Origin of the sequence: Streptomyces sp. NPDC001231, from assembly GCF_042896885.1 — a bacterium.
Classification (GTDB): Bacteria; Actinomycetota; Actinomycetes; order Streptomycetales; family Streptomycetaceae; genus Streptomyces.
On sequence record NZ_JBIAXS010000002.1, the window covers coordinates 128,665 to 154,046 of the forward strand.

21 protein-coding genes are annotated in these 25,382 nt (G+C 72.2%); 11 read left to right on the forward strand and 10 right to left on the reverse strand.

From position 1 onward, the window contains the following. Window positions 1-69 precede the first annotated feature (69 nt). The 4 genes from ACFY3J_RS03330 to ACFY3J_RS03345 all read right to left on the reverse strand — a co-directional run bounded on the left by ACFY3J_RS03330 (window position 70) and on the right by ACFY3J_RS03345 (window position 5,535). Window positions 70-1,302: a branched-chain amino acid ABC transporter substrate-binding protein gene (locus tag ACFY3J_RS03330; protein ID WP_384180397.1), complete on the reverse strand. Its 1,233-nt coding sequence runs from the start codon at window positions 1,300-1,302 to the stop codon at window positions 70-72. 287 nt (window positions 1,303-1,589) lie between these two features. Beyond that, the gene (locus ACFY3J_RS03335) at window positions 1,590-2,222 is read right to left on the reverse strand and encodes a Tat pathway signal sequence domain protein (RefSeq protein WP_384180399.1); all 633 of its coding nucleotides are present in this window, start codon (window positions 2,220-2,222) and stop codon (window positions 1,590-1,592) included. 463 nt (window positions 2,223-2,685) lie between these two features. After that, window positions 2,686-3,171, reverse strand: a complete 486-nt coding sequence (locus tag ACFY3J_RS03340) for a PaaI family thioesterase (protein ID WP_141361891.1) — start codon at window positions 3,169-3,171, stop codon at window positions 2,686-2,688. Window positions 3,172-3,255: 84 nt separating this feature from the next. Next, window positions 3,256-5,535, reverse strand: coding sequence for an FdhF/YdeP family oxidoreductase (locus ACFY3J_RS03345; protein WP_384180401.1), 2,280 nt, complete (start codon window positions 5,533-5,535; stop codon window positions 3,256-3,258). Window positions 5,536-5,736: 201 nt separating this feature from the next. Here ACFY3J_RS03345 and polA point away from each other — a divergent pair, with 201 nt between their 5' ends. Continuing rightward, window positions 5,737-8,463: a DNA polymerase I gene (polA, locus tag ACFY3J_RS03350; RefSeq protein WP_390840079.1), complete on the forward strand. Its 2,727-nt coding sequence runs from the start codon at window positions 5,737-5,739 to the stop codon at window positions 8,461-8,463. A gap of 505 nt (window positions 8,464-8,968) precedes the next feature. Next, on the forward strand, window positions 8,969-9,349 hold the full coding sequence (locus ACFY3J_RS03355; protein WP_384180406.1) for a hypothetical protein: 381 nt from the start codon (window positions 8,969-8,971) through the stop codon (window positions 9,347-9,349). A 30-nt stretch (window positions 9,350-9,379) separates the two neighbouring features. Here ACFY3J_RS03355 and ACFY3J_RS03360 read toward each other — a convergent pair whose 3' ends face one another. Then, window positions 9,380-10,315 carry a DUF4184 family protein gene (locus ACFY3J_RS03360; protein ID WP_384180408.1) on the reverse strand — a complete coding sequence of 312 codons (936 nt, stop codon included), beginning with the start codon at window positions 10,313-10,315 and terminating at the stop codon, window positions 9,380-9,382. Between the two features lie 284 nt (window positions 10,316-10,599). On the opposite strand from ACFY3J_RS03360, the gene ACFY3J_RS03365 reads away from it, so the two are divergent. Next, window positions 10,600-12,366, forward strand: coding sequence for a lytic transglycosylase domain-containing protein (locus ACFY3J_RS03365; RefSeq protein ID WP_390840081.1), 1,767 nt, complete (start codon window positions 10,600-10,602; stop codon window positions 12,364-12,366). A gap of 120 nt (window positions 12,367-12,486) precedes the next feature. On the opposite strand, the gene ACFY3J_RS03370 is transcribed toward ACFY3J_RS03365, so the two are convergent. After that, on the reverse strand, window positions 12,487-15,471 hold the full coding sequence (locus ACFY3J_RS03370; protein WP_390840083.1) for an ATP-dependent RNA helicase: 2,985 nt from the start codon (window positions 15,469-15,471) through the stop codon (window positions 12,487-12,489). Between the two features lie 56 nt (window positions 15,472-15,527). Beyond that, complete coding sequence (locus ACFY3J_RS03375; RefSeq protein WP_384180414.1) at window positions 15,528-16,415, reverse strand: class I SAM-dependent methyltransferase; 888 nt, start codon at window positions 16,413-16,415, stop codon at window positions 15,528-15,530. 317 nt (window positions 16,416-16,732) lie between these two features. Between ACFY3J_RS03375 and rpsA the strand changes: the two genes are divergently transcribed. The 4 genes from rpsA (at window position 16,733) to ACFY3J_RS03395 (ending at window position 20,477) form a co-directional block, all read left to right on the forward strand. Further along, window positions 16,733-18,223, forward strand: a complete 1,491-nt coding sequence (rpsA, locus tag ACFY3J_RS03380) for a 30S ribosomal protein S1 (protein ID WP_384180416.1) — start codon at window positions 16,733-16,735, stop codon at window positions 18,221-18,223. 178 nt (window positions 18,224-18,401) lie between these two features. Continuing rightward, on the forward strand, window positions 18,402-19,340 hold the full coding sequence (locus ACFY3J_RS03385) for a PAC2 family protein (RefSeq protein ID WP_141361907.1): 939 nt from the start codon (window positions 18,402-18,404) through the stop codon (window positions 19,338-19,340). An 88-nt stretch (window positions 19,341-19,428) separates the two neighbouring features. Next, on the forward strand, window positions 19,429-20,064 hold the full coding sequence (coaE, locus tag ACFY3J_RS03390) for a dephospho-CoA kinase (RefSeq protein ID WP_384180419.1): 636 nt from the start codon (window positions 19,429-19,431) through the stop codon (window positions 20,062-20,064). Between the two features lie 50 nt (window positions 20,065-20,114). After that, the gene (locus tag ACFY3J_RS03395) at window positions 20,115-20,477 is read left to right on the forward strand and encodes a tetratricopeptide repeat protein (RefSeq protein WP_141361911.1); all 363 of its coding nucleotides are present in this window, start codon (window positions 20,115-20,117) and stop codon (window positions 20,475-20,477) included. Window positions 20,478-20,523: 46 nt separating this feature from the next. Here the strand turns inward: ACFY3J_RS03395 and ACFY3J_RS03400 are convergent, their stop codons facing one another. Continuing rightward, window positions 20,524-20,790: a DUF6343 family protein gene (locus ACFY3J_RS03400; RefSeq protein ID WP_390840086.1), complete on the reverse strand. Its 267-nt coding sequence runs from the start codon at window positions 20,788-20,790 to the stop codon at window positions 20,524-20,526. A 143-nt stretch (window positions 20,791-20,933) separates the two neighbouring features. Between ACFY3J_RS03400 and ACFY3J_RS03405 the strand changes: the two genes are divergently transcribed. Further along, entirely contained in the window at window positions 20,934-21,629 is a 696-nt protein-coding gene (locus tag ACFY3J_RS03405; protein ID WP_390840088.1) for a class I SAM-dependent methyltransferase, read from the forward strand. A gap of 96 nt (window positions 21,630-21,725) precedes the next feature. Further along, window positions 21,726-22,187, forward strand: coding sequence for a DoxX family protein (locus ACFY3J_RS03410; RefSeq protein WP_390840089.1), 462 nt, complete (start codon window positions 21,726-21,728; stop codon window positions 22,185-22,187). A gap of 56 nt (window positions 22,188-22,243) precedes the next feature. Here the strand turns inward: ACFY3J_RS03410 and ACFY3J_RS03415 are convergent, their stop codons facing one another. Further along, complete coding sequence (locus tag ACFY3J_RS03415) at window positions 22,244-22,738, reverse strand: RNA-binding S4 domain-containing protein (RefSeq protein WP_384180426.1); 495 nt, start codon at window positions 22,736-22,738, stop codon at window positions 22,244-22,246. Between the two features lie 55 nt (window positions 22,739-22,793). On the opposite strand from ACFY3J_RS03415, the gene ACFY3J_RS03420 reads away from it, so the two are divergent. Together ACFY3J_RS03420 and pip are read left to right on the forward strand one after the other, a co-directional pair. Further along, window positions 22,794-23,492 (forward strand): uracil-DNA glycosylase, encoded by a 699-nt coding sequence (locus ACFY3J_RS03420; protein ID WP_390840091.1) that lies wholly within the window; start codon window positions 22,794-22,796, stop codon window positions 23,490-23,492. A 60-nt stretch (window positions 23,493-23,552) separates the two neighbouring features. Further along, the gene (pip, locus tag ACFY3J_RS03425; protein WP_384180430.1) at window positions 23,553-24,515 is read left to right on the forward strand and encodes a prolyl aminopeptidase; all 963 of its coding nucleotides are present in this window, start codon (window positions 23,553-23,555) and stop codon (window positions 24,513-24,515) included. Between the two features lie 215 nt (window positions 24,516-24,730). Here the strand turns inward: pip and ACFY3J_RS03430 are convergent, their stop codons facing one another. Further along, entirely contained in the window at window positions 24,731-25,189 is a 459-nt protein-coding gene (locus tag ACFY3J_RS03430; RefSeq protein WP_390840211.1) for a GNAT family N-acetyltransferase, read from the reverse strand. Window positions 25,190-25,382 lie beyond the last annotated feature (193 nt).

Genomic DNA, 25,382 nt, shown 5'->3' on the forward strand with positions numbered 1-25,382 from the left:
GGATGCGCGTCGCGCGGGGCGCCAGTGGAACAGCGCCCCGCGCGACGGTTGAGCGGTGCTGGTTGTGACTCAGCCCGTGTAGGTCCCGGAGTGGACCGACTCCCAGGCGCCGTTCTTGACGGCGTAGACGGTGAGCTGCTTGTTGGTGGCGTCGCCGAACTCGTCGAAGGAGACCTTGCCGGTCACTCCGTCGAAGGAGACGTTCTGCATGGCCTCGGTGACCTTGGCGCGGGCGTCGTCCGGCAGCTTGCCGCCGTTGTCGTCGACGACCTTCTTGACGGCCTCGATGATCGCCCAGGCGGAGTCGTAGGAGTAGCCGCCGTAGGCGGAGTACTCCTCCTTGTAGCCGGCGGCCTTGTAGTCGGCCGTGAACTGCTTGGCGGAGTCGAGTTCCTCGACCGGGGTGCCGACGGAGGTGGCGAGGTCGCCGCCGCTGTCGGGGCCGGCCAGCTCGATGAACTTGCCGTCGTTGATGCCGTCGCCGCCGATGAGCGGGATCTTGGCGCCGGCGGCCTTGATCTGCTTGCTGAGCGGGCCGGCCTGCGGGTACTCGCCGCCGTAGTAGACGATGTCCGCGCCGGACTTCTTGACCTTGGTGGCGACCGCGGAGAAGTCCTTGGTGTCGGGGTTGATGTGCTCGGTGCCGACGACCTTGCCGCCGAGCTTCTTGAACTCGTCGGTGAAGGTGGCGGCCAGGCCGGCGCCGTAGGTCTTCTTGTCGTCGATGACGAAGACCTTCGTCTTCTTCGCCATGTTGTAGACGTACTGGGCGGCGAACGGGCCCTGGATGGCGTCCGTGGTCGCGGTGCGGAAGTACGACTTGTACTGGCGCACCTTCTTGGTCCGCCAGTCGGGGCCCTGGCTGAGGGAGGGGCCGGTGTTGGCGGGGGAGACCTGGACCAGCTTGGCGTCGTCGAAGACCTTCTGCATGGACTCCGAGACGGAGGAGTTGAGGGGGCCGACGGCGCCGAGGACGTCCTTGTTGGCGACGAGCTTCACGGCGTTCTGCTGGCCCGAGGAGGGCTGGGCCTGGTCGTCCAGGGCCTGGATCTTGAAGGTGACGCCCTTGACGAACTTCTGCTTGTTGGCCGTCTTGGCAGCCAGGTCGGCGGAGTTCTTGATGCCGAGACCCATTGCGGACAGGTCGCCGGTCAGCGGGGCGTCGACGCCGATGACCACGGTGGTGCCACCGTTGCCGGAGTCCGAACCCTTGTCTCCGCCACCCCGCGACCCGCAGGCGGTGAGGGTGAGTGCTCCCGCTGCCAGTGCTGCGGTAACGGCGATGAGTGAACGTTGACGCACGATCAGTCCTTTCCCTGGCACGGCCCCTCCCCCCTGGAAGAGGTCGAGTCGAGCGCGGAGTCGAAGAGGTAATCCGACGCGCCGTGACTGGCGGTGACTCTAGGCGTGCCCAGGGAACGTCGAGGAGGGCTTGGCCAAGGCTGTGACGCTCTTGTTATGACGCGACGTATTGCAGAGCGGTACACGGAGGGTCGAACAGCGGAATTCAGGCTGAATTGCCCGGTCCGGATTCTGAGAACTCGCAGGACGCGCAGCGCCGCGTTCAGGCGTCTCGCCAGTTTTGGTGATTACAACGAACCGTTGCCGCAGGCGACTTGCAGGGCCTGGGAGAGGCTCTGTGCGTAGCGTGGTCCGAGGATGAAACTGTGCACCTGGATTGCACGCTTATTACGCAGTGTCACGTCCAGGAAAGGGAGTCCGGCGTTCCCCGGCACTTTCCCGCATTCCTTCACATGCATGGTGATCACAACTTTATGGGCGGATCCCGCCCTTGTGCGGAATGGGGTGTGGGGCTCGGAGGTGAGGGAGAGTCCCGCGTACGGCTGGGCGATGCCGGTGACGGTCACGGGCGGGCCGGACTGCACGCTGACCAGCACCGCGAAGCTGAATGTCCTGGTTCCGGCGTCGCCGGGTGCGGTGACCGCGTCCAGGTAGGACACGTCGGTCACCAGGGAGGGGTAGGGCGGCGCCGACGGCTGGGGCCGGGGCTGCGGCGCGTCCTGGCGGGTGGCGAACAGGTAGCCGCCGCCCGCGAGGAGAAGAGCGAGCGTCAGGGCCGTGAGGGCGGCGCGGCGGTGCCGCCGGTACAGCCGCGCGAGAGGGGTGTGCGCGAGGCCGCCGGTGCGGGGTGGGTCGTCCGGGTCGGGAGTACCCCACGCGCGCGTGCCCTCGCCCGGTTCGAGCGGCCCGACACCGCTCACGGCAACGGCCTCCCGCCGGGCGCGCCGACTTGGTGTCGGCAGGGGCGGTCTCCTGTTGGTTGACGGCGAGTCAGCGCGCCGACGGGACAGGCGGCTTGGCGCTCCTTCTCGGGGCCCGACCAGCGCGGGGCGAGCCGGGGTGGTGCCGGGGGCGGGGCGCCGTGTCCGGGCGGGATCCGGGGTGGTGTCGGGGGTGCGGTGCCGTGTCCGGCGGGTGTGGGCTTGGCGTGGGCAGGCCCGGTGGGTGTCGGCTTGGCGTGGGCAGGTCCGGTGGGTGTGAGTTGGCCGGGCGTCCACCCGCGCGGGGTGGCCGCCGACGCGTGCGGCAGGGGCGGCAGTTGGCGGCGGGACCGGCTCGACCGCGCCCCCGGCCGGGGGGCTCCTCCCGTTGTCATGGCAAGAAGCTAGGCGGCCCGGTGTCCGGGGGCAACGGTCGCGCAGGCGTCTTCGCGGCGCAGCCGGCTCAGCCGGCCGCGCCGGCGGGACCGTCGCCCGGCTTCGCGTCGCGCAGCAGGCAGGTCAGGCGGGCGCTGCACACCCGCCGGCCCTCCTCGTCGCTGATCACGACCTCGTACGTCGCCGTCGAGCGTCCCCGGTGGACGGGTGTGGCCACACCGGTGACCAGACCGGAGCGCGCCCCGCGGTGATGGGTGCAGTTCAGGTCGACACCGACCGCGATCTTGGAGCTGCCGCCGTGCAGCATCGCGCCGACCGAGCCGAGGGTCTCGGCGAGGACGGCGGAGGCGCCGCCGTGCAGCAGCCCGTAGGGCTGGGTGTTGCCCTCCACCGGCATGGTGCCGACGACACGCTCGGCGGACGCCTCCAGGATCTGCACGCCCATGCGGGTGCCGAGGTGTCCGGCGGAGAAGAGGGCGGGCAGGTCGACGCCGAGCGCGGCGTACTCGTCGAGGACTTCCTGCGGGAACTTCACGTTCTGCTGCTCGCCCATGGGGTCCGGCTCCGTTTCGTCCTTGATCGGCTCGGCGTCGACCGGTTCGGCGTCGACCGGCCACCGCATTCACTGAGCGAACGCTCAGTCGGCCGCCGATTGTTCCAGACGCACCACGACGGACTTGCTGGCCGGGGTGTTGCTGGTATCGGCGGTGGCGTCCAGCGGCACCAGCACGTTGGTCTCCGGGTAGTACGACGCGGCACAGCCCCGGGCCGTCGGATAGTGCACGACCCGGAAGCCCGGCGCCCGCCGCTCCACGCCGTCCTTCCACTCGCCGACCAGGTCCACGTACGACCCGTCGGCCACCCCGAGCGCCCGGGCGTCCTCCGGGTTGACCAGCACCACCCGCCGGCCGTTCTTGATCCCCCGGTAGCGGTCGTCGAGGCCGTACACCGTGGTGTTGTACTGGTCGTGCGAGCGCAGCGTCTGCAACAGCAGCCGGCCCTCGGGCAGTTCGGGGTACTCCACCGGCGCGGCGGTGAAGTTGGCCTTGCCGGTGGCCGTCGGGAAGCGGCGCTCGTCGCGCGGGGCGTGCGGCAGCGTGAAGCCGCCGGGGCGGGCCACGCGCGCGTTGAAGTCCTCGAAGCCGGGAACGACCCGGGCGATCCGGTCGCGGATCGCGGCGTAGTCCTTCTCGAACTCCTCCCACGGCACCACGGTCTTCTCGCCCAGCACCCGGCGGGCCAGCCCGCACACGATGGCCGGCTCCGACTTCAGCTGCGCGCCCGCGGGCCGCAGCCGGCCCCGGGAGGCGTGCACCATGCCCATGGAGTCCTCGACGGTGACGAACTGCTCGCCGCCGTCCTGCACGTCCCGCTCGGTACGGCCGAGGGTGGGCAGGATCAGCGCACGCGCGCCCGTGACCACGTGGGAGCGGTTGAGCTTGGTCGACACGTGCACCGTCAGCCGGGCCCGGCGCATGGCGGCCTCGGTGACGTCGGTGTCGGGGGACGCGGAGACGAAGTTGCCGCCCATGGCGAAGAACACCTTCGCCTCACCGTCGCGCAGGGCGCGGATGGCCCGTACGACGTCGTAGCCGTGCTCGCGCGGCGGCGCGAAGCCGAACTCCTTCTCCAGGGCGTCCAGGAAGTCGGGGTCGGGGCGCTCGAAGATGCCCATCGTGCGGTCGCCCTGCACGTTGGAGTGGCCGCGCACCGGGCACACGCCCGCGCCCGGGCGGCCGATGTTGCCGCGCAGCAGCAGGAAGTTGACCACCTCGCGGATGGTCGGCACCGAGTGCTTGTGCTGGGTCAGGCCCATCGCCCAGCACACGATGGTGCGCTCGGAGGCGAGGACCATCTCCAGCGCGCGGTCGATCTCCGCGCGCGTGAGCCCGGTCGCGGTGAGCGTCTCGTCCCAGTCGGCGGCGCGGGCGGCCTGCGCGAACTCCTCGTAGCCGTGGGTGTGTTCGCGGACGAACTGCTCGTCCACCGCGCCCTCGGTGTCGAGGATCAGCTTGTTGAGGAGGCGGAAGAGGGCCTGGTCGCCGCCGATGCGGATCTGGAGGAACAGATCGGTGAGCGCGGCGCCCTTGAGCATGCCCTGCGGGGTCTGCGGGTTCTTGAACCGCTCCAGACCGGCCTCGGGCAGCGGATTGACGCTGATGATCTTCGCGCCGCCCGCCTTGGCCTTCTCCAGGGCGGAGAGCATGCGGGGGTGGTTCGTCCCCGGGTTCTGCCCGGCGACGATGATCAGGTCGGCCTTGTAGAGGTCCTCCAGGAGCACACTGCCCTTGCCGACCCCGATCGTCTCCGACAGGGCCGAGCCGGAGGACTCGTGGCACATGTTGGAGCAGTCGGGCAGGTTGTTGGTGCCCAGCTCGCGCGCGAAGAGCTGGTAGAGGAAGGCGGCCTCGTTGCTGGTGCGGCCGGAGGTGTAGAAGAGGGCCTCGTCGGGGGAGCCGAGGGCGCCGATCTCCTCGGCGACGATGTCGAAGGCGCGCTCCCAGGTGACCGGTTCGTAGTGATCGGCGCCCTCGGGCAGGTACATGGGGTGGGTGAGCCGCCCCTGCTGGCCCAGCCAGTACCCGCTCCGGTCCGCCAGGTCGGAAACGGAGTGCGCGGCGAAGAACTCCGGGGTGACCCGGCGCAGGGTGGCCTCCTCGGCGACCGCCTTCGCGCCGTTCTCGCAGAACTCCGCCGTGTGCCGGTGCTCCGGCTCCGGCCAGGCACAGCCCGGGCAGTCGAAGCCGTCCTTCTGGTTGACCCGCAGCAGGGTCAGCGCGGTGCGCCTCACCCCCATCTGCTGCTGGGCGATCCGCAGCGTGTGCCCGATGGCCGGCAGCCCGGCCGCCGCGTGCTGCGGCTCGGCTACCTGCGGCGCGTCCTGAACCGGATCACCCATGGGCGGCTTCGTTGCCATCGCACGCTCTCCTTCGACTGCGGTGTGTGAAGAATGTCTCCGATCCTCGCACGGCCCCCTGACAGGGTTTACGGCCGGGGACGCCGACCGCGAAGGCCCCGCGCGAAGGCCGGGCCGGCCGGACCCGGGGCGGCCCGTCCCGCGGGTCGCGGAGGCGGGCGGCGGGCCCGGCTGTCAGTGGCACGTGGCAGGATCGGGGACGTGGCAGAGACAGCATCGAAGAAGACCGACACCACCCCCGGCGGCGCCCGGCCGCGGCTGATGCTCATGGACGGGCACTCGCTGGCCTACCGCGCGTTCTTCGCGCTGCCCGCGGAGAACTTCACGACCGCGACGGGCCAGCCGACGAACGCCATCTACGGCTTCGCGTCGATGCTGGCCAACACCCTGCGTGACGAGGAGCCGACGCACTTCGCGGTCGCCTTCGACGTCTCCCGCAAGACCTGGCGCTCGGCGGAGTTCACCGAGTACAAGGCGAACCGCTCCAAGACCCCGGACGAGTTCAAGGGTCAGGTCGAGCTGATCGGTGAGCTGCTCGACGCGATGAACGCCTCCCGCTTCGCCGTCGAGGGGTACGAGGCGGACGACGTGATCGCCACCCTCGCCACCCAGGCCGAGGCCGAGGGCTTCGAGGTGCTGATCGTCACCGGCGACCGTGACTCCTTCCAGCTGGTCTCCGAGCACACGACGGTGCTCTACCCCACCAAGGGCGTCTCCGAGCTGACCCGGTTCACCCCGGAGAAGGTGATCGAGAAGTACGGACTGACGCCGGCCCAGTACCCGGACTTCGCGGCGCTGCGCGGCGACCCGTCGGACAACCTGCCGGGCATCCCCGGCGTCGGTGAGAAGACGGCCGCGAAGTGGATCAACCAGTTCGGTTCGTTCGCCCAGCTCGTGGAGCGGGTCGAGGAGGTCAAGGGCAAGGCCGGCCAGAACCTGCGCGACCACTTGGAGTCCGTCAAGCTCAACCGCCGGCTCACCGAGCTGGAGCGGAGCGTGGAGCTGCCCAAGGCGGTCACCGACCTCGCCCGCACGCCGTACGACCGCAAGGCCGTCGCGATGGTCCTGGACACCCTGGAGATCCGCAACCCCTCCCTGCGTGAGCGGCTCTTCGCCGTGGACCCGGGCGCCGAGGAGGCCGAGACCACCCCGATCACGACGGACGGGGTGCAGCTGGACGGCACCGTGCTCGGCACCGGCGAGCTGGCCGGCTGGCTCGCCGAGCACGGCACGCAGGTGCTCGGTGTCGCCACCGTCGACACCTGGGCGCTGGGCGCGGGCTCGGTCGCCGAGATCGCGCTCGCCGCGCCCGGGGGAGCGGCGGCGTGGTTCGACCCGTCGCAGCTGGACGAGGCGGACGAGAGCGCGTTCGCGGCCTGGCTGGCCGACGCGGACCGGCCCAAGGTCTTCCACAGCGCCAAGGGCGCCATGCGGGTCTTCGCCGAGCACGGCTGGATCATCGAGGGCGCCGCCATGGACACCGCGCTCGCCGCCTACCTGGTCAAGCCGGGCCGCCGCTCCTTCGACCTGGACGCGCTGTCCCTGGAGTACCTGCACCGGGAGCTGGCCCCCGCCGCCGCGGCCGACGGTCAGCTCGCCTTCGGCGCGGACGAGGGCGCCGAGGCCGAGGCCCTGATGATCCAGGCCCGGGCCGTCCTCGACCTCGGCGAGGCCTTCGAGGCACGCCTTCCGGAGGTCGGCGCGGCCGACCTGCTGCGCGACGTGGAACTGCCGACGTCCGCGCTGCTGGCCCGCATGGAGCGGCACGGCATCGCGGCGGACCGCTCCCACCTCGAGGCGATGGAGCAGATGTTCGCGGGCGCGGTGCAGCAGGCCGTGAAGGAGGCGCACGCGGCGGCCGGGCACGAGTTCAACCTCGGCTCGCCCAAGCAGCTCCAGGAAGTCCTCTTCGGTGAACTGGCCCTGCCGAAGACGAAGAAGACGAAGACGGGCTACACCACCGACGCCGACGCCCTGGCATGGCTGGCCACCCAGACGGACAACGAACTGCCGGTCATCATGCTCCGCCACCGCGAGCAGGCGAAGCTGCGCGTCACCGTCGAGGGCCTGATCAAGACGATCGCGGCCGACGGCCGGATCCACACCACGTTCAACCAGACGGTCGCCGCGACCGGCCGTCTGTCGTCGACGGACCCGAACCTTCAGAACATCCCCGTCCGCACCGACGAGGGCCGGGCCATCCGGCGCGGCTTCGTGGTCGGCGAGGGCTTCGAGTCGCTGATGACGGCCGACTACAGCCAGATCGAGCTGCGCGTGATGGCCCACCTGTCCGAGGACGCGGGCCTGATCGAGGCGTTCACGTCCGGCGAGGACCTGCACACCACGGCGGCCTCGCAGGTCTTCGGCGTCGACCGTTCGGCGGTGGACGCGGAGATGCGGCGCAAGATCAAGGCGATGTCCTACGGCCTGGCCTACGGGCTGTCGGCCTTCGGCCTCTCCCAGCAGCTGAACATCGAGGCGGCCGAGGCGCGCGGCCTGATGGACGCCTACTTCGAGCGTTTCGGCGGCGTACGGGACTATCTGCGCCGCGTGGTCGACGAGGCGCGGGCGACCGGCTACACCGAGACCCTCTTCGGCCGCCGCCGCTATCTGCCCGACCTCAACAGCGACAACCGCCAGCGCCGCGAGATGGCCGAGCGCATGGCCCTCAACGCGCCGATCCAGGGCACGGCGGCCGACATCGTCAAGATCGCCATGCTGCACGTGGGCCGCGCCCTGCGCGAGGCGGGCCTCGCCTCCCGCATGCTCCTCCAGGTCCACGACGAAATCGTCCTGGAGATCGCCCCCGGCGAACGCGAGACCGTGGAGCGGATCGTCCGCCACGAGATGGCCGGCGCGGTACAGCTCAGGGCCCCCCTGGACGTCTCGGTCGGCGTGGGCCCGGACTGGGAATCGGCGGCGCACTGACCTGCGGCGGGGGCGTGGCCGGGTGCTCCGGAATCCCCCTCGACTGCGGCTCGGGGCGGCCGTGCCCTTCGTGGGCGGCCCCGCAGCGCGGCCTGCGGGGTGCACCGTCCGGCTTGGGAGCCGCGCCGGTCCGCGGTTTGGCGGCGGGGATGCCCGGGCGACGCGGTGCCCCGTGACGGTGGCTCGGCCTGCCATGCCTTTCACGGCGGTCCCGCAGCGCGGCCCGCGGGGGCGCACGGCGCACCGTCCGGCCCGGAAGGCCCGCCGGCCCGGGGCGGCCTGCGGGGGCGTGCTGTGTGGCTGGGGAGGTCCTGTTCTGGGGCTGGAGCCCCGTGGGTTCCGTGCGTTCCATGCGTACCGCGCGTCGGTCCCTGGGGGCGGCTCAGCGGGCTTTGGCACGGTCACGGCGGGGTCTTCCCTCCTGTGGCGCACGCGGGGCAGGGATCGTCACTCACGTGGACCCCGCGGAGGCGCAGCCGTGCGCCGCGGCCGACAGGATGCGGGCATGGGTATACGCATGCTCAACCGCCGACCGGCGGTGGTACGGGCGGACATGGACGAGGTTCCGGCAGGACCACCTCCGTCGGTCCGGCCCGTCGCGGCCGACGCCAGTACGGCCCGCGTTCCCGCGGATCTGACGGCGACCCTGCGCCGTGCCGCGAGAGGGCTCCGCGACCGGTGCGGTCCCGGCGATCCCGTCCTGGGGGAGACACCCCCCTGGTGCTTGTGGGCGGACACCGCGCGCGGCTACCTCGCGCTGCTCCTCTCCCCGCTGCACCGACCTCGCCCCGTACGCATCGTCACCGTCTTCGTCGCCACCAGCACCGGCGACCGGCCGGGTGGCCCGCCCGCACACCGCTCCCGTCAGGACCGCCGGAGCCACTGAGACCGATCGGCCTCCAAATGACGGGACCGGCTAACCTGCGGACGCCGAACGGCTCCCACCGCCGCGACCGCCAGAGGCACCGGCACCAGCAGCACCGGCACAGCTCCCCTCATGGCTGGAACCGATCGATCCGTCCGGCCCCGTCGCACCATCCCCGCCGCCCGGAGCCCGGACACCGCGCCGGAGCCTGACGTCCAGGGCGTACAGGGGCAGACCCACGGCCAGGCCCGCGCCCGCGCCGAAGCACAGGGTCGGAATCAGTTCCCAGAGAGCGGCCGTCGACCCCCGGCCCGTCCACCAGTGCCAGGTCCGCTGCACGGCACCGGCGACCGCGCAGACCGCGATCACGGCGAAGGCCCGCCGCCGGTCCCGTACCGACAACTCGGGGACCCCCACCGGCTCGCCCGCAGGGGCCCGCCTCAGCGCGTACACCAGGAACCCGGCGATCACGACGGCCGCCACCGCCGAGCTGCCGTACTGCAAGTACCAGTAGACGGGTGTCCCGGCCAACTGTCGGCCCAGCACAGGGAACAGCCGCATCCCCCACCGGTCGTGGTGGGTGAACGCGTCCCACACCACGTGCGTCAGCGCGCCCAGCGCGGCGGAGGCGTACCACCACGGCACCGACGCCGGGCGCGGTCGCGCCCAGGGCATACCGCACCGCGTCAGCGCCGCCGCCCGCCCCTGCCGGGCGCGCGGCAGCAGCGCGACGAGCGGCTCGCGCAGCAGCAGCCACACGATGACCAGCAGCCAGGCGACGAGCACATCGAGGGTGAAGACCCCGGCGAAGGAGTGCGTGACCGCGCCGAACTCCATCGCCCCGGGCACAACTCCCGCCGTGTAATAGGTCAGATCGGGCGCGAAGGAGCCCGCCACGAGCACCGACGGGACCAGCCGGCCCCGCCCCGTTCCGTCGCCGCGCACCGCGGGCAGTACGGCCGCCGCATGGCTCAGAGTGAACGGCAACGGGGGCTCCTCCTGGCACGCGTCGACCGGGCCGGCGGGCCCGTGTGATCATCGCCGTCCAGTATGCGCGTCACGCGGGGGACGCACCCGTTAACCAGTCGTGGCCAACCGGTGAAAATCGGACGCGAACGGGTCCCTATGCGAAGGAAGTTGTCGTAGGGTCACCTGGATTCGTCGACCGTGCGGCTCCGCGAGGGCAACCAGTCACACGGGTCGATCGTCACAACAGGGCGAACGGACAGACAGAGACGGACGCCCGGGCGTCCACAGGAGGGGCTCACTCTATGGCGGCGCATTTCGGCAGCAGGCTGCGCAAGGGAGCGGCAACCACGGCCGTGGCCGCAGCGGCGGTCGCGGCTCTGGCCGCCTCGCAGGCTCCCGGCGTCACCGTCGACGACCACGGCAGACAGTCCGCCGCCGAGGCGACGCCCCAGCCCGACGGGAACACCGACGGCAGCGCGACCGGCGACTCGCCGTACTACACGGACCTGCCGCCCCTCAACAGCCCCAGCCCGGCGCCCGTCGTCGGCACCCCGATCTCCAAGGGCCCGGCCGAGGCCGGCATACCCGCCACCGTGCTCGACGCCTACAAGAAGGCCGAGGCCGAACTGCGCGCGTCCAAGCCGGGCTGCAACCTGCCCTGGCAACTGCTCGCCGCCATAGGCAAGGTCGAGTCCGGACACGCCCGCGGCGGCAACGTCGGCGCCGACGGCACCACGGTGTCCCCGATCCTCGGCCCGGTCCTCGACGGCAACGGCTTCGCCCACATCAGCGACACCGACCACGGCCTGTACGACGGGGACAGCAGGTACGACCGCGCGGTCGGGCCCATGCAGTTCATCCCCTCCACCTGGGACTGGGCGGGCCGCGACGGCAACGGCGACGGCAAGAAGGACCCCAACAACATCTACGACGCCGCCCTCGCCGCCGGCCACTACCTGTGCCGCAACGGCTGGGACCTGTCCACCGACGCCGACCTCCGGAGCGCGATCCTCAGCTACAACAACTCGACGGACTATCTGAACACCGTCCTGACCTGGCTGGAGTTCTACCGCAAGGGCAGCCACTCCGTCCCGGACGGGACCGGCCCCCTGCCGTCCCACCGCAGCGACCACACGCCCGGCGCGGACCCCGGTCCGACCCCGCAGCCGCCCGCCCCGCGGGCGAGCGACAGGCCCGGCGGCTCCGGCAGCTCCGGCAAGCCCGCCACGCCCGGCAAGCAGGACGGCGGCTCCGCGAGCCCGAAACCGTCCCCGCCGTCCCCGCCGTCTGAGCCGACTCCGCCGTCCACCCCGGGCACGCCCACCGCCCCGCCCACCGCGACCGACACCGTGCACCACCTCCAGGACGCGGGCACGGGCAAGCTCACCGCCATGGCCGGCGACGCGTTCGCGGAGAAGATCAGCACCCGTGCCGTGACCAGGGAGGACAAGGCCGTCGGCAAGGTGCGGATCCGGTTCACGATCACCGGCGACACCGACGCCGCCTTCACCGGCGGCGAGAAGGTCGCCACCGTCGCCACCGACGCCTCCGGCGTGGCCGTCGCACCCGCGCTCCGGGCCGGCGAGAAGACGGGCGACTTCACCGTCCAGGCGGCGGTCGTCGGCCGTATGCTCCCCGGCGTCGACTACACGGCCACGGTCACCGAGCGCGCCGCCGACGCCCTCACCCGCACCACCGGCACCGCGCCGGTCTGCACCCCGGGCGGCGAGTTCGCCGACCAGGTCGAGGTCAAGGCCACCTACAAGGGCGCCGTCGCGGACCGGGTCGCGGCCACCGCAACCCTCATCAAGTCGGCCGACGACCCCGCCCAGAACGACAAGGGCCCCTACTTCAAGGACGCCGACGGCAAGCCGGTACGCACCCTGAAGGACCTTCAGACGGACGCCAACGGCCTGCTGAAGCTGCCGAAGCTGTACGCGGACGACACCACCGGCACGTTCCTGCTGCGCATCACCACGGCCGGTGGCGCGACGCTGACCGTGGAGCTGAAGGTGGCGGCGGCCGACACCTCGGCCGAGCCGTCCCCCAGCCCGTCGGCATCCTCGTAGCACCGGCACGGACACCATGAGGGCGCCCCGCCACAGCGGCGGGGCGCCCTCGTGATGTCCGGCGGCCGTCCCCGCTCGACCCCGTCCGGAGGACGGAAGCCGAACGGAATCCCGTACCGGTCAGCGCCTGAGCCGGGTGTTGGTGTGCCGGGTCGGCTCCGCGGACGCAGGGTCCTCGGGCCAGGGGTGCTTCGGATACCGCCCGCGCAGCTCCGCCCGTACGTCCCGGTAGCCGGTCCGCCAGAAGGAGGCGAGGTCGGCGGTGACGGCGGCCGGACGCCCGGCCGGGGAGAGGAGGTGCACCAGGACCGGGACCCCGGCGACCGTGGGCGAGTCGTCCAGGCCGAACATCTCCTGGAGCTTCACGGCGAGCACGGGCCGTTCGGGATCCACGTAGTCGACCCGGATCCGGGACCCGCTGGGCACCGTGAGCCGTTCCGGGGCCAGCTCGTCCAGCCGGACGGCGTCACCGGAGGCCCAGGGCAGCAGCCGGGTCAGCGCCTGCCCGGCGTCGATCCGCGCCAGGTCCGCGCGCCGCCGGGCCCGCCCGAGTTCCGGTTCCAGCCACTCGTCCACGCGCGCGTGCAGCGCGTCGTCGGACACGTCGGGCCAGGGCTCACCGAGGTGCCGGCGCAGGAAGGCGAGCCGCTGCCGCAGCACCTCCGCCTCCGCCGACCAGCGCAGCGGCCCGAATCCTTCCTGCCGCAACCCGTCGAGCAGCGCCGCCCGTACGAGACCGGGCTCGGCGTCCGCCAGGGGCCGCACCGCCAGCTCCACGGCCCCCAGCCGCTCGACCCGCCGCGCGACGACGTCCCCGTCGCCCCAGCGCACCTCGTCCTGTTCCGCGTGGAGTGCCCCGGCGGCGAGCCGGGCGACGTCCTCGTCGACGACCGCTGCGAGCTGCACGCGCGCGTGCCGCCTGCCCACCGGCCGATCGGCCACCGCGACGGCGATCCAGGGCGTGCCCCACAGCGGGGACCCGTCCGTGAGCTCCGCCCGGGTCCCGGAGATCATGAGATACGAGCCGCCGTCGAGCCGGGCCACCCGCTCCGGAAAGGCAAGAGCGGCAACAAGCCCAACGAGCCCCACGTCCCCGCTCCCGCTACCGGCCGACGCGTCCGCGTTCTTCCCTTCCGGGCCCACCGCCTGCGCTTCGCGGTCGGTCCGTGAGTGTGCGGGTGGGGGCTCGGCGAGGCCTGTTTCCCCGGCGGTCCCTGCTCGGCCCCCGCGCCTGGCGCCGGGCAGTGCTTCCGCTTTCTTCTCCTCCGGGGCCATTGCCTTCGCTTCGCGGTCGGTCCGTGAGTGCCCGGGTCGGAGCCCGGTGAGGCCTGTATCCCCGGCGTCCGCCGCTCGTCCCCCGCTCCTGTCCCCGCCACCGGCCGGCGCTTCCGCGTCCTTCCCCTCCAGGCCCCCCGCCCACGCTTCGCGGTCGGACCGTGAGTGTGCGGGTCGGAGCTCGGCGAGGTCCGTATCCCCTGCGGCCCCCGCTCGGCCCCCGCGCCCGGCGCCGGGCAGCGCTTCCGCGTCCATCCCCTCCGGGCCCACCGCCTCGACCTGGCGGTTCGTCCGTGTGCGGGCCGTTCCGGTGGACCTGCCGGAGACCTCCGCCACGGCGGCACGCAGTCGCCGGACCTCCGCTCGCCACCGTGCCGCGTACGCGTCACCGCCGCGCCGGGCGGCCCGCAGAGCCGCGGCGAGATCGTCCCCGTACTCCCGCGGCAGCTCCTCGCTCAGCAGTGCGACGACCTCCGCGGCCCGCTCGGCCCCGGCGACGGCGGACGCGTCCAGCAGGGCCCGCCCCAGCCGTGGATGCACCCCCAGCCGCGCCAGCGACCGCCCCCGGTCCGTGGCCCGTCCGGCGGAGTCCACCGCGCCCACGGCCGTCAGCACCTCCCGGGCCGCCGCCATCGCCCCGACCGGCGGCGGGTCCGGCAACGCGAGGCCGGAGGCGTCCGGATCGCCCCAGCAGGCCGCCTGAAGGGCGAACGCCGTCAGATCGGCCACCTTGATCTCCGGCGCGGGAAAGGCGGGCAGACGTGCCTCCTCGGCCTCCGCCCAGCACCGGTACACCGCGCCCGGCGCCTCGCGTCCGGCACGTCCCGCCCGCTGCCGCCCGGAGGCCCGCGAGGCCCGTACCGTCGTCAGCGCGCTCAGCCCGCGCGCGTGGTCCACGCGGGGCTCCCGCGCGAGCCCGGAGTCGACGACCACGCGCACCCCGGGCACCGTCAGCGACGACTCGGCGACCGAGGTCGCGAGCACCACGCGGCGCCGCCGCCCCGGCACCAGCACCGCGTCCTGCACGTCCGCCGGCGCCCGCCCGTGCACCTGGAGCACGTCCACGTCCCCGAGATCCCCCAGCAGACCCGCGACACGCCCGATCTCGCCCACGCCCGGCAGAAAGCACAGCACGTCCCCCGCACGCTCGGCCAGCGCCCGCCGCACCACCGACGCCACATGCGTCAGCAGCGCGGGGTCCACCCGCATCCCGTGCGACGGCCGTACCGGCCGGGCCGGAGGCGCCCACACCACCTCGACCGGATGCGACACGCCGTGCGCCTCGACCACCGGCGCCCCGCCCAGCAGCCGCGCCCACACGCGCGCGTCCGTGGTGGCCGAGGCGGCCACAAGACGCAGCTCCGGCCGCAGTGCCTCGCGCACGTCCCACAGGAACGCCGCCACCGTGTCCGCGTCCAGATGCCGCTCGTGGCACTCGTCGAGCACCACCACGTCGACGCCCGCCAGCTCCTGGTCCCGCTGGAGCCGCTGGAGCAGCACACCGGTCGTGACGACCTCCACGCGCGCGTGGCGCCCGACGACACGTTCCCCGCGCACGGTGTAGCCGACGCTCTCGCCGACCTTCTCGCCCAGCAGCCACGCCATCCGCCGGGCCGCCGCACGCGCCGCGATCCGCCGCGGCTCGGCCACGACCACCCGCCGCGCGGGCCCCTCACCCAGCAGCCCGGCCAGCGCCAGAGGCACCAGCGTGGTCTTGCCCGTGCCGGGCGGCGCCACCAGGACCGCGGTCCCGTGACCGTTCAGGGCCTCGTGAAGGGACGGCAGCGCGCCGCGCACCGGCAGCGCGCCCAGCTCGTCGTGGCGGATCACGCGCTCAGTCCCGTACTCCCGCACCCGGTCACTCGGTCCCGCACTCACTCCCGCGTTCAGTCCCGTACGCAGACGAAGATCGCCGTTCCCGGGATCAGGTTCCCGCGCAGCGGCGACCAGCCGCCCCACTCGGAGGTGTTCCAGGCCGGCCACTCCGGCTCGACCAGGTCCACCAGCCGGAAGCCCGACGCCACCACATCGCGCACCCGGTCCCCGATGGTCCGGTGGTGCTCGACGTAAACCGCGCGGCCGTCCTCGTCCTGCTCGACGTACGGCGTGCGGTCGAAGTAGGAGCCGGACACCGACAGCCCCTCCGGGCCGGGCTCGTCCGGGAACGCCCAGCGGATCGGATGCGTCACCGAGAACACGAGCCGCCCGCCCGGCCGCAGCACCCGGCGCACCTCCCGCAGCACCGCGCGCGGGTCGGCGACGAACGGCAGCGCCCCGTACGCCGAGCACGCCAGATCGAAGGAGCTGTCCGCGAACGGCAGCGCGCCCGCGTCCGCGCACACCAGCGGCAACGCTCCGCCGATGCGCAGCGCGTGCTGGAGCTGGCGGTGCGACAGGTCCAGGGCGACCGGGCGCGCGCCCTGCCCGGCCAGCCAGCGCGAGCACTGCGCCGCGCCGGCCCCGATCTCCAGGACGTCCTTGTCCTTGAGGTCCTCGGGGTCGCCGAGCAGCCCCGCCTCCACCTCGTCCAGGCCCTCCGGGCCCCACACGAAACGGTCGTCGCCGAGGAACGTGCCGTGCTCGATCTGGTACTCGTCCGCGTTGCGGTCCCACCAGCCCCGGTTGGCCCGGGAGCTCTCCGCGGCACCGGCCTCGCGCCGGGTGGCCTCCGGTTCGGCCGGTTCGAACTGTTCGGACGGTGCTGACTCTTGGATGATCGGCTCCCTCGTACTAATCTGCGGGCTCTCCCGTCCGACCGGTCCCGGCACTGTCAACAGAGGGACCGACTCGGGTCTGCGTGGCCTCGGGAGACGGGTTTTCTGCCGGATATGGGGTGATCTGCCCCGGCTGTGCGGCTTCGCGCATTGACCCTGTCCGGCTGCCCCCGTATGCTACAAGTTGCGCTGCGGGCCTGCGCGCCTCAGACGGAGCAGGCTGCGCTCGCATCTGTTGTATGTCCCCTCGGTTGTCGAGGCGCCACCAGCGGTTTCATGTGGCGCTTCCTTGGCTGTCCGGCTTCTACAGAGCGAAACGGGCTCCCGGCGTAAGCAGTGCCTACGACTTCAATGTCCGTACCGGAGCCCTTTCCCACATGACGAGCAGCACCGAGACCACCGCCACCACCCCGCAGGTAGCGGTCAACGACATCGGTAACGAGGAAGCTTTCCTCGCCGCGATCGACGAGACGATCAAGTACTTCAACGACGGCGACATCGTCGACGGCGTCATCGTGAAGGTCGACCGGGACGAGGTCCTGCTCGACATCGGTTACAAGACCGAAGGTGTCATCCCGAGCCGCGAGCTCTCGATCAAGCACGACGTCGACCCGAACGAGGTCGTGGCCGTCGGCGACGAGATCGAGGCCCTGGTCCTCCAGAAGGAGGACAAGGAAGGCCGCCTGATCCTCTCGAAGAAGCGCGCCCAGTACGAGCGTGCCTGGGGCACCATCGAGAAGATCAAGGAAGAGGACGGCATCGTCACCGGTACCGTCATCGAGGTCGTCAAGGGTGGTCTCATCCTCGACATCGGCCTCCGTGGCTTCCTCCCGGCCTCCCTCGTCGAGATGCGCCGTGTCCGCGACCTCCAGCCGTACGTCGGCAAGGAGCTCGAGGCCAAGATCATCGAGCTGGACAAGAACCGCAACAACGTGGTCCTGTCCCGCCGTGCCTGGCTGGAGCAGACCCAGTCCGAGGTCCGCCAGACGTTCCTCACGACCCTCCAGAAGGGTCAGGTCCGCTCCGGTGTGGTCTCCTCGATCGTCAACTTCGGTGCCTTCGTGGACCTGGGTGGCGTCGACGGTCTGGTCCACGTCTCCGAGCTGTCCTGGAAGCACATCGACCACCCGTCCGAGGTCGTCGAGGTCGGCCAGGAGGTCACCGTCGAGGTCCTCGACGTCGACATGGACCGCGAGCGCGTCTCCCTGTCGCTGAAGGCGACCCAGGAAGACCCGTGGCAGCAGTTCGCCCGCACCCACCAGATCGGCCAGGTCGTGCCCGGCAAGGTCACGAAGCTGGTTCCGTTCGGTGCGTTCGTCCGCGTGGACGAGGGCATCGAGGGTCTGGTCCACATCTCCGAGCTGGCCGAGCGCCACGTGGAGATCCCGGAGCAGGTCGTCCAGGTCAACGACGAGATCTTCGTCAAGGTCATCGACATCGACCTCGAGCGTCGCCGCATCAGCCTCTCGCTGAAGCAGGCCAACGAGTCCTTCGGTGCCGACCCGTCCGCGGTCGAGTTCGACCCGACCCTGTACGGCATGGCCGCGTCCTACGACGACCAGGGCAACTACATCTACCCCGAGGGCTTCGACCCCGAGACCAACGACTGGCTCGAGGGCTACGAGAAGCAGCGCGAGGAGTGGGAGCGCCAGTACGCCGAGGCGCAGTCCCGCTTCGAGCAGCACCAGCAGCAGGTCATCAAGTCCCGCGAGGCGGACGCCGCTGCCGCTGCCGAGGGTGGCGAGGCCGCCGCTCCGGCCGCGTCCGGCGGTTCGTACTCCTCCGAGGGCGGCGACAGCTCCGGCGCCCTGGCGTCGGACGAGGCGCTGGCCGCGCTTCGCGAGAAGCTGGCCGGCGGCCAGAGCTGAGCTCCCGCACAGGGGCCCAGCCGCTGAGGCTCAGCCGATGACTTGAAGGGCCGCACCCGTTCCGGGTGCGGCCCTTCGGGCTGTTCGGAGTACCTCGCGGCCACTTGCGGCCGACGGGGAATGCGAACGTCCCACAGCTCGTTGTGAACCTACGAATACGAGGAGGGGCGGTCACACAGTGCTTGATCCGCAGGGTTTGTACGCATGGGAGCCGAAGGGTCTGGCCGTCGTCGACATGGCGCTCGCCCAGGAGTCGGCCGGTCTTGTCCTGCTCTACCACTTCGACGGATACATCGACGCGGGGGAGACCGGCGACCAGATCGTCGATCGGCTGCTGGACTCGCAGCCCCACCAGGTCGTGGCGCGCTTCGACCACGACCGGCTCGTGGACTACCGGGCCCGCCGCCCGCTGCTGACGTTCCAGCGGGACCGCTGGACCGAGTACGAGGTGCCGGGCATCGAGGTGCGTCTCGTCCAGGACGCCACCGGCGCGCCGTTCCTGCTGCTGTCCGGGCCCGAGCCCGACGTGGAGTGGGAGCGTTTCGCGGCGGCCGTACGGCAGATCGTCGAGCGTCTCGGCGTACGCCTGTCGGTGAACTTCCACGGCATCCCCATGGGCGTCCCGCACACCCGCCCGGTGGGCCTGACCCCGCACGGCAACCGCAGTGACCTGGTACCGGGCCACCGCAGCCCGTTCGAGGAGGCGCAGGTGCCGGGCAGCGCGGAGGCGCTGCTGGAGTACCGCCTGATGCAGGCCGGGCACGACGTGCTGGGCGTGGCCGCGCACGTGCCGCACTACATCGCGCGCTCCCCGTACCCGGACGCGGCGCTGACGGCCCTGGAGGCCATCACCTCGGCCACCGGGCTGGTCCTGCCGAACGTCGCCCACGCCCTGCGCAACGAGGCCCACCGCACCCAGACCGAGATCGACCGGCAGATCCGCGAGGGCGACGAGGAGCTCACCTCCCTCGTCCAGGGCCTCGAGCACCAGTACGACGCCGCCGCGGGCGCGGAGACCCGGGGCAACATGCTCGCCGAGCCCGTCGAGATCCCGTCGGCGGACGAGATCGGCCGCGAGTTCGAACGCTTCCTGGCGGAGCGGGAGGGCGAGAACTGACGCGGGGTGCGTGAGCCGGCGGGGGAGGGCAAGAGGTGGCGCCCGCCCGGCGGGCGGGCCGCCGGGGACAGGGCCTAAGCTGCCGCCCATGCTGAGAGTGGGCCTCACCGGGGGCATCGGTGCCGGTAAGAGCGAGGTGTCGCGGCTGCTCGTGGAGTGCGGGGCGGTGCTGATCGACGCCGACCGCATCGCGCGCGAGGTCGTCGATCCGGGCACGCCCGGCCTCGCGGCGGTCGTCGATGCCTTCGGCCCGGACGTGCTGACCGAGGACGGGAGCCTGGACCGGCCCAGGCTGGGTTCCGTCGTCTTCGCCGACTCCGGGAAGCTGGCCGTCCTGAACTCGATCGTGCACCCCCTGGTGCGCGCCCGCTCCCGCGAACTGGAGGAGGCCGCCGCCGAGGACGCCGTCGTGGTTCACGACGTCCCGCTCCTCACGGAGAACGGCCTGGCCCCGCTCTACGACCTTGTGATCGTCGTGGACGTGAGCCCGGCGACCCAGCTCGACCGGCTCCTGCGGCTGCGCGGGATGGCCGAGGAGGACGCACGCGCGCGCATGGCCGCGCAGGCGGCCCGTGAGAAGCGCCTGGAGATCGCGGACATCGTCATCGACAACGACGTACCGTTGGAGCGGCTCGAGCGGCGGGTGCGGGAGGTCTGGGCGGAGCTGGTCCGCAGGGCGCACACACCCCGTCGGGCGTACCGGGAACAGGGATCCCAGGAATAGGGCTGCCCGGCCGGGGCGTTGAACCAGCTCGGCGAGGGAAGGAAGCAGTCGTGCCCGAACGTACTCCGGAGACCCACGTCATCGACTACCGCGCCGCCGAGAAGCTGCTCGCCGCGCGGGACCCGCGGGGCGCGGTCAAGCTGCTCGACCGGGTCATAGCCGCCCATCCAGAGAACACCTCGGCCCGGCTGCTGCGTGCCCGCGCCTTCTTCGCTGCCGCCCAGCTCCGGCCCGCGGAGCTGGAGTTCACCATCGTGCTGGAGCGTGAACCGGACAACGCGTACGCGCACTTCGCGCTCGCCCGCACCTACGAGCGACAGGGCCGCCCCGACGAGGCCAGACGCCACTTCCGGCTGGCCGCCGCGCTCGACCCGAACCCGGAGTACCTGCAACGGGCGCGGTTCGACACCTGACGGCCGCCCGCGGCCGGCCATCCTTCGCGTGGCCGGCGGCCGGCGGCTACCGCTGTCGGTCGTCCGGCGGCCAGTACGGCGGTACGTCCCGCCCCGGCTGGTAGTGCCGACCCTGTCGCAGGTGCCGGACGACCACCGTGAGGTCGACGGCCATCACCAGCCACAGCACCCCGCAGGCCGCCGCCCAACCGGGCCGTCCGACCAGCACGAAGATCACCGTGCCGAAGCCCGCCCAGACCAGCCCCCACACACTCAGCCAGAACCGCGCCCGCAGGGCACTGCGCGCGGTGGCGGGTTCACTGCCTGTACGCATCGCCGATCTCCACTCCTCCTTGCAACGTAACTCTCGCCCGGTCCGCACTCCAAAGCCGTGCCGGCCTCACTCGGACGGGTGAACCAGGCTGGGAGGGGAACGGCCGTACGGAGGCGGGCCGTTGTCCGGGTATGGAGCTGAGAATGCGCGAGGGCCATCAGGGGACGGGACCGGGAGCGATCACGCCGGACGGCTGCGCGGTGGAGTTGTACGCGCGGCTGCCCGTGGGGAGCGAGCCGGACGTCATCGCCGCGGCCGTGCCCGCGGGCGCGCACATCCTGGAGCTGGGCTGCGGTGTGGGCCGCGTGACCCGTCCGCTGCTGGAGCGCGGTTTCACCGTCACGGCGGTGGACGAGTCACCGGACATGCTGGAGCGGGTGCGCGGGGCACGGACCATATGCAGCCCCATCGAGCGTCTGGACGTGGGGGAGACCTTCGACGCCGTGGTGCTCGCGTCGTTCCTGGTGCACACGGGCGACCCCGAGGTACGGCGAGGGCTGCTGCGCACCTGCGCACGGCATGTCGCGGAGGACGGCTGCGTACTGATCCAGAGGGAGGGCGGCGATTACCACATCAATGTGCCGCGTGAGCGGATGGACCCGGCGGGTTTCACGGTGCGGATCCTGTCGGCCGAGCCGGTCGGGGACGGGGTGAACACGGTGCGCGCGGAGTACGTGTTCCCGGACGCGACCTGGACCCAGACCTTCAGGTCCCGGCCGCTGACCGAGGAGGAGTTCGAGGAGGCGCTGGCGGAGGCGGGCCTGAGGGTGGACAGGTATCTGACCGAGGACGGGACGTGGGTGCGGGCGGTGCCGGAGGTGCGGAAGGAGTGTCCTTGACGGAGCCCGGACAGCGATGAGTTCCGGGGCGCGGGCCGGTCTATCCCTGCGAAAGCACGACAGCCGTTGCTCATCGCCGCACACAGGGAGACCCACATGTCCGAGCGCACCGCGCCCATCGCACCCACCACGTCAGTCCCGGCGTCCGTCGCCGCCGAGACGCCCGTCTCCGGCCGCCGCGCAGCCCGTGTCACGCTGCGGGCCGTGCAGGTGCTGCTCGGGCTGTTCTTCGTGTTCGCCAGCGCGCTGCCCAAGCTCATCGCGCACCCGACGGCGGTCGAGATCTTCGACGAGATGGGCTGGGGCAGCGCGGGGATGTACAGCATCGGGGTGCTGGAGCTGGCCGGGGGCGTGGCGCTGCTGGTTCCGGTGCTCCAGTCGGTTTCGGCGGTGGCGCTGAGCGCGCTGATGGTGGGGGCGTTCATCGTGCAGCTGACCGCCTTCGACGGGCAGAACGCGGCGACCCCGATCGTCCTGATCGTTCCGCTGGCGGTCATCGCCTGGGCCCGTCGGGACCACAACGCGCGGCTGCTGCGGCTGGTGCGGCGGCAGGCGTGACGGGCACGACCGTCCGGACCGCGGCGCGCCCGGACTGCGGCGCGCGCGGAACGGCGTCACCGCCCCTTGGGACGGCTCCCCGGGCTGGCTCCGGAACCACCCGGACCCCCCGGGTCCCGCAGGCGTTCCAGCTCGCGGCGGTCACGCTTGGTCGGGCGGCCGGTGCCGCGGTCGCGGATGCCGATCGGGGCGACGGCCTCGCGGGGCGGGGGCGGCGGGGAGTTGTCGACGTAGCACTGGACGGCGATGGGAGCGCCCACGCGCTTGCGGATCAGCCGCTTGACGACGACGATCCGCTCGCGGCCCTCGTGCCGCAGCCGCACCTCGTCGCCGACGCGCACCGAGTGGGCGGGCTTCACCCGCTCCCCGTTCACCCGGACATGCCCGCCCCGGCACGCGGTGGCGCCTACGGAGCGGGTCTTGACCAGCCGGACGGCCCAGATCCAGCTGTCGATCCGCACGTTCTCCCCGCTCGCCGGCCCGGCCGCCTCGGCGGCGGCGACGGCGGCGGCGGTCTTCGGATCCACGTCTCGGTCGTCCTGCGAAGCCATGCATCCGACCTTAGCGGTCCGACCGCTCCGGCCCGGAGGTAATTACCGTGGAGCCATGGACAGCAGCAGCCTCGCCGCCCTCGACGAGCGGATCGCCGGCTGCCGGGCCTGCCCGCGGCTGGTCGCCTGGCGGGAGGAAGTGGCCCGCACCAAGCGGGCCGCGTTCGCCGACTGGACGTACTGGGGCCGTCCGGTGCCGGGCTACGGACCGGCGGACGCCCGCCTGCTGATCGTCGGACTGGCCCCGGCGGCGCACGGCGGCAACCGCACCGGCCGCATGTTCACCGGCGACCGCTCCGGCGACGTGCTGTACGAGGCGTTGTACGAGCTGGGCCTGGCCTCCCAGCCCACCTCCACCTCCGCAGACGACGGCCTGGAGCTGTACGGGGTACGCGTCACCTCTCCCGTGCACTGCGCGCCCCCCGCCAACAAACCCACCCCCGGCGAACGCGACACCTGCCGCCCCTGGCTGGTGCAGGAACTGACCCTGCTGCGCCCCACCCTCCGCGCCGCGGTCGTCCTGGGCGCCTTCGGCTGGCAGGCGGCCCTCCCGGCCTTCACCGAAGCCGGCTGGCCCGTACCCCGCCCCCGCCCGCCCTTCGCCCATGGCACCCGGGTGTCCCTCGACGGCCTCGACCTCTTCGGCTGCTTCCACGTCAGCCAGCGCAACACCTTCACCGGAAGACTCACCCCCGGCATGCTCCGGGACGTCCTGCGGACGGCGGCCCAAGTGGCAGGGCTTCCGGTGCGGTAGCCCCCTGTCACCTGGGGAAATGAGACGACGCGGCCGCCGTACGCCCGTTACGGTGCCCCGATGGGCCTGTATCCGGAGATCGAACCGTACGACCAGGGCATGCTCGACGTCGGCGACGGCAACCGCGTCTACTGGGAGGTCTGCGGCAACCCCCGTGGCAAGCCGGCGGTGATGCTGCACGGCGGGCCGGGCTCCGGGTGCACGCCGGGCCACCGGCGCTACTGCGACCCGGCCGCGTACCGGATCGTGCTGCTCGACCAGCGTGGCTGCGGCCGTTCCACACCGCACGCGAGCGTGTACGGCACCGACATGAGCGTCAACACGACCGAGCACCTGATGGCCGACCTGGAGCTGCTCCGGCGCCACCTGGGCGTCGAGCGGTGGCTGGTGTGGGGCGCTTCGTGGGGATCGGTGCTGGCGCTGCGTTACGCGCAGACGCGTCCCGGCGTGGTCTCCGAGCTGGTGCTGACGGGGATCGCGACCGGCTCCAACCCCGAGGTGACCCTGCTGACCCACGGCCTGGGGAGGGTCTTCCCCGAGGCCTTCGAGCGGTTCCTCACCGAGCTGCCCGAGCCGGACCGCGCCGGAAACCTCGCGGCCGCCTTCAACCGGCTGATCGAGTCGCCCGATCCGGCGGTGCGCGAGCGGGCCGCGCGCGCCTGGACCGACTGGGAGACGGCGATCGTCCCCGCTCCGCCCCGCTCCGTCGAGCGCTACGAGGACCCCGCGTTCCGCAGGGGCTTCGCCCGTACGGTCACGCACTACTTCGGCAACGACCACTTCCTCGGCGAGGGCAATGACGAGGGCGTGGTGCTGGGCGACGCCCATCGGCTCAAGGGCGTCCCCGGGACCCTCGTCCAGGGCAGCCTCGACTTCGGCAACCTCCTCGGCACCGCCTGGCGCCTCCACCGGGCCTGGCCGGACAGCGAGTTGACCGTCGTGAACGAGGCCGGCCACGACTCGGGAGCACCGGGCGTGGTGGAGGCCCTGGTGGCCGCGACGGACAAGTACGCCAGGACCTAGTTTCTAGTGCCCCGACAGGCAACGTTTGCCCCGTCGCGACGCCCGGCACGCCCTCTCGCCGCACCGGCCGGAAGCCCAAGTACGTCCAGTACGAGGACTTCCGGCCGGCACTCCCCCAAGCTCTTCGAGCAGGGGAACCCCCAGAGCACGCACCGGACACCGCTCCTTTACGGGCAAACGTTGCCTGCCGCGGCACTAGGCGGCCCGGCCCGGTCTCACGGCCGCCACACGTACCGCACGTCCGGCTCCCGCTCCTCGTTCCCGCTGCCGTCGGTGAACTCGACGGCCACGAAGCCGTGGCGCTCGTAGAAGCGGTGGGCGGGCCGGTTGACCTGGAAGGTCCACAGGGAAAGGCCCCGCGGACCGCGCTCCTTGGCGAGGGCGACGAAACGGTCGCCGAGGCCGCGTCCACGCCAGTCCGGGTCGAGGTACAACTGCTCCAGCATGTCGTCGTCGAGCACCATGACCCCCACGACGCCGCTGCCACCGCCGGCCTCGGCGACCCAGGTCTCCTGTCGCGGCACCACCACCTCCCGGAACCAGGCGCGCACCGAGTCGTCGGAGTGCGGCCTCACAACGCCCGGCAGCGCGGCGGCGAAGGACCGCAGCCACACGTCGGCGGCGTCCCGCGCATCCGCCGCACCGGCCCGCCGCAGCACGACACCACTCACCACACCCACGCCCCGTCACCTTCTTCTGCCTCCGGCACGACCGCCGACTTCCCGATCATGCGCCCCCGCCCTCGACGGCGCAGCCGAATTATCACCGGCACCTGGACGTGGTTCAGCGGAGCCGCAAAGGCCCCTGACCGGCATCGCCGCCGGTCAGGGGCCCCTTCACGCGATCACGCGATCATGCGGCCGTCAG

Bases quoted from the DNA above. Each gene is read 5' to 3' on its own strand.
- rpsA (WP_384180416.1), top strand. From the start codon at position 16,733: ATGACGAGCAGCACCGAGACCACCGCCACCACCCCGCAGGTAGCGGTC.
- ACFY3J_RS03340 (WP_141361891.1), bottom strand. From the start codon at position 3,171: ATGGGCGAGCAGCAGAACGTGAAGTTCCCGCAGGAAGTCCTCGACGAG.
- ACFY3J_RS03410 (WP_390840089.1), top strand. From the start codon at position 21,726: ATGTCCGAGCGCACCGCGCCCATCGCACCCACCACGTCAGTCCCGGCG.
- ACFY3J_RS03420 (WP_390840091.1), top strand. From the start codon at position 22,794: ATGGACAGCAGCAGCCTCGCCGCCCTCGACGAGCGGATCGCCGGCTGC.
- ACFY3J_RS03405 (WP_390840088.1), top strand. From the start codon at position 20,934: ATGCGCGAGGGCCATCAGGGGACGGGACCGGGAGCGATCACGCCGGAC.
- ACFY3J_RS03400 (WP_390840086.1), bottom strand. From the start codon at position 20,790: ATGCGTACAGGCAGTGAACCCGCCACCGCGCGCAGTGCCCTGCGGGCG.
- ACFY3J_RS03355 (WP_384180406.1), top strand. From the start codon at position 8,969: ATGGGTATACGCATGCTCAACCGCCGACCGGCGGTGGTACGGGCGGAC.
- pip (WP_384180430.1), top strand. From the start codon at position 23,553: ATGGGCCTGTATCCGGAGATCGAACCGTACGACCAGGGCATGCTCGAC.
- ACFY3J_RS03365 (WP_390840081.1), top strand. From the start codon at position 10,600: ATGGCGGCGCATTTCGGCAGCAGGCTGCGCAAGGGAGCGGCAACCACG.
- ACFY3J_RS03345 (WP_384180401.1), bottom strand. From the start codon at position 5,535: ATGGCAACGAAGCCGCCCATGGGTGATCCGGTTCAGGACGCGCCGCAG.
- coaE (WP_384180419.1), top strand. From the start codon at position 19,429: ATGCTGAGAGTGGGCCTCACCGGGGGCATCGGTGCCGGTAAGAGCGAG.
- ACFY3J_RS03415 (WP_384180426.1), bottom strand. From the start codon at position 22,738: ATGGCTTCGCAGGACGACCGAGACGTGGATCCGAAGACCGCCGCCGCC.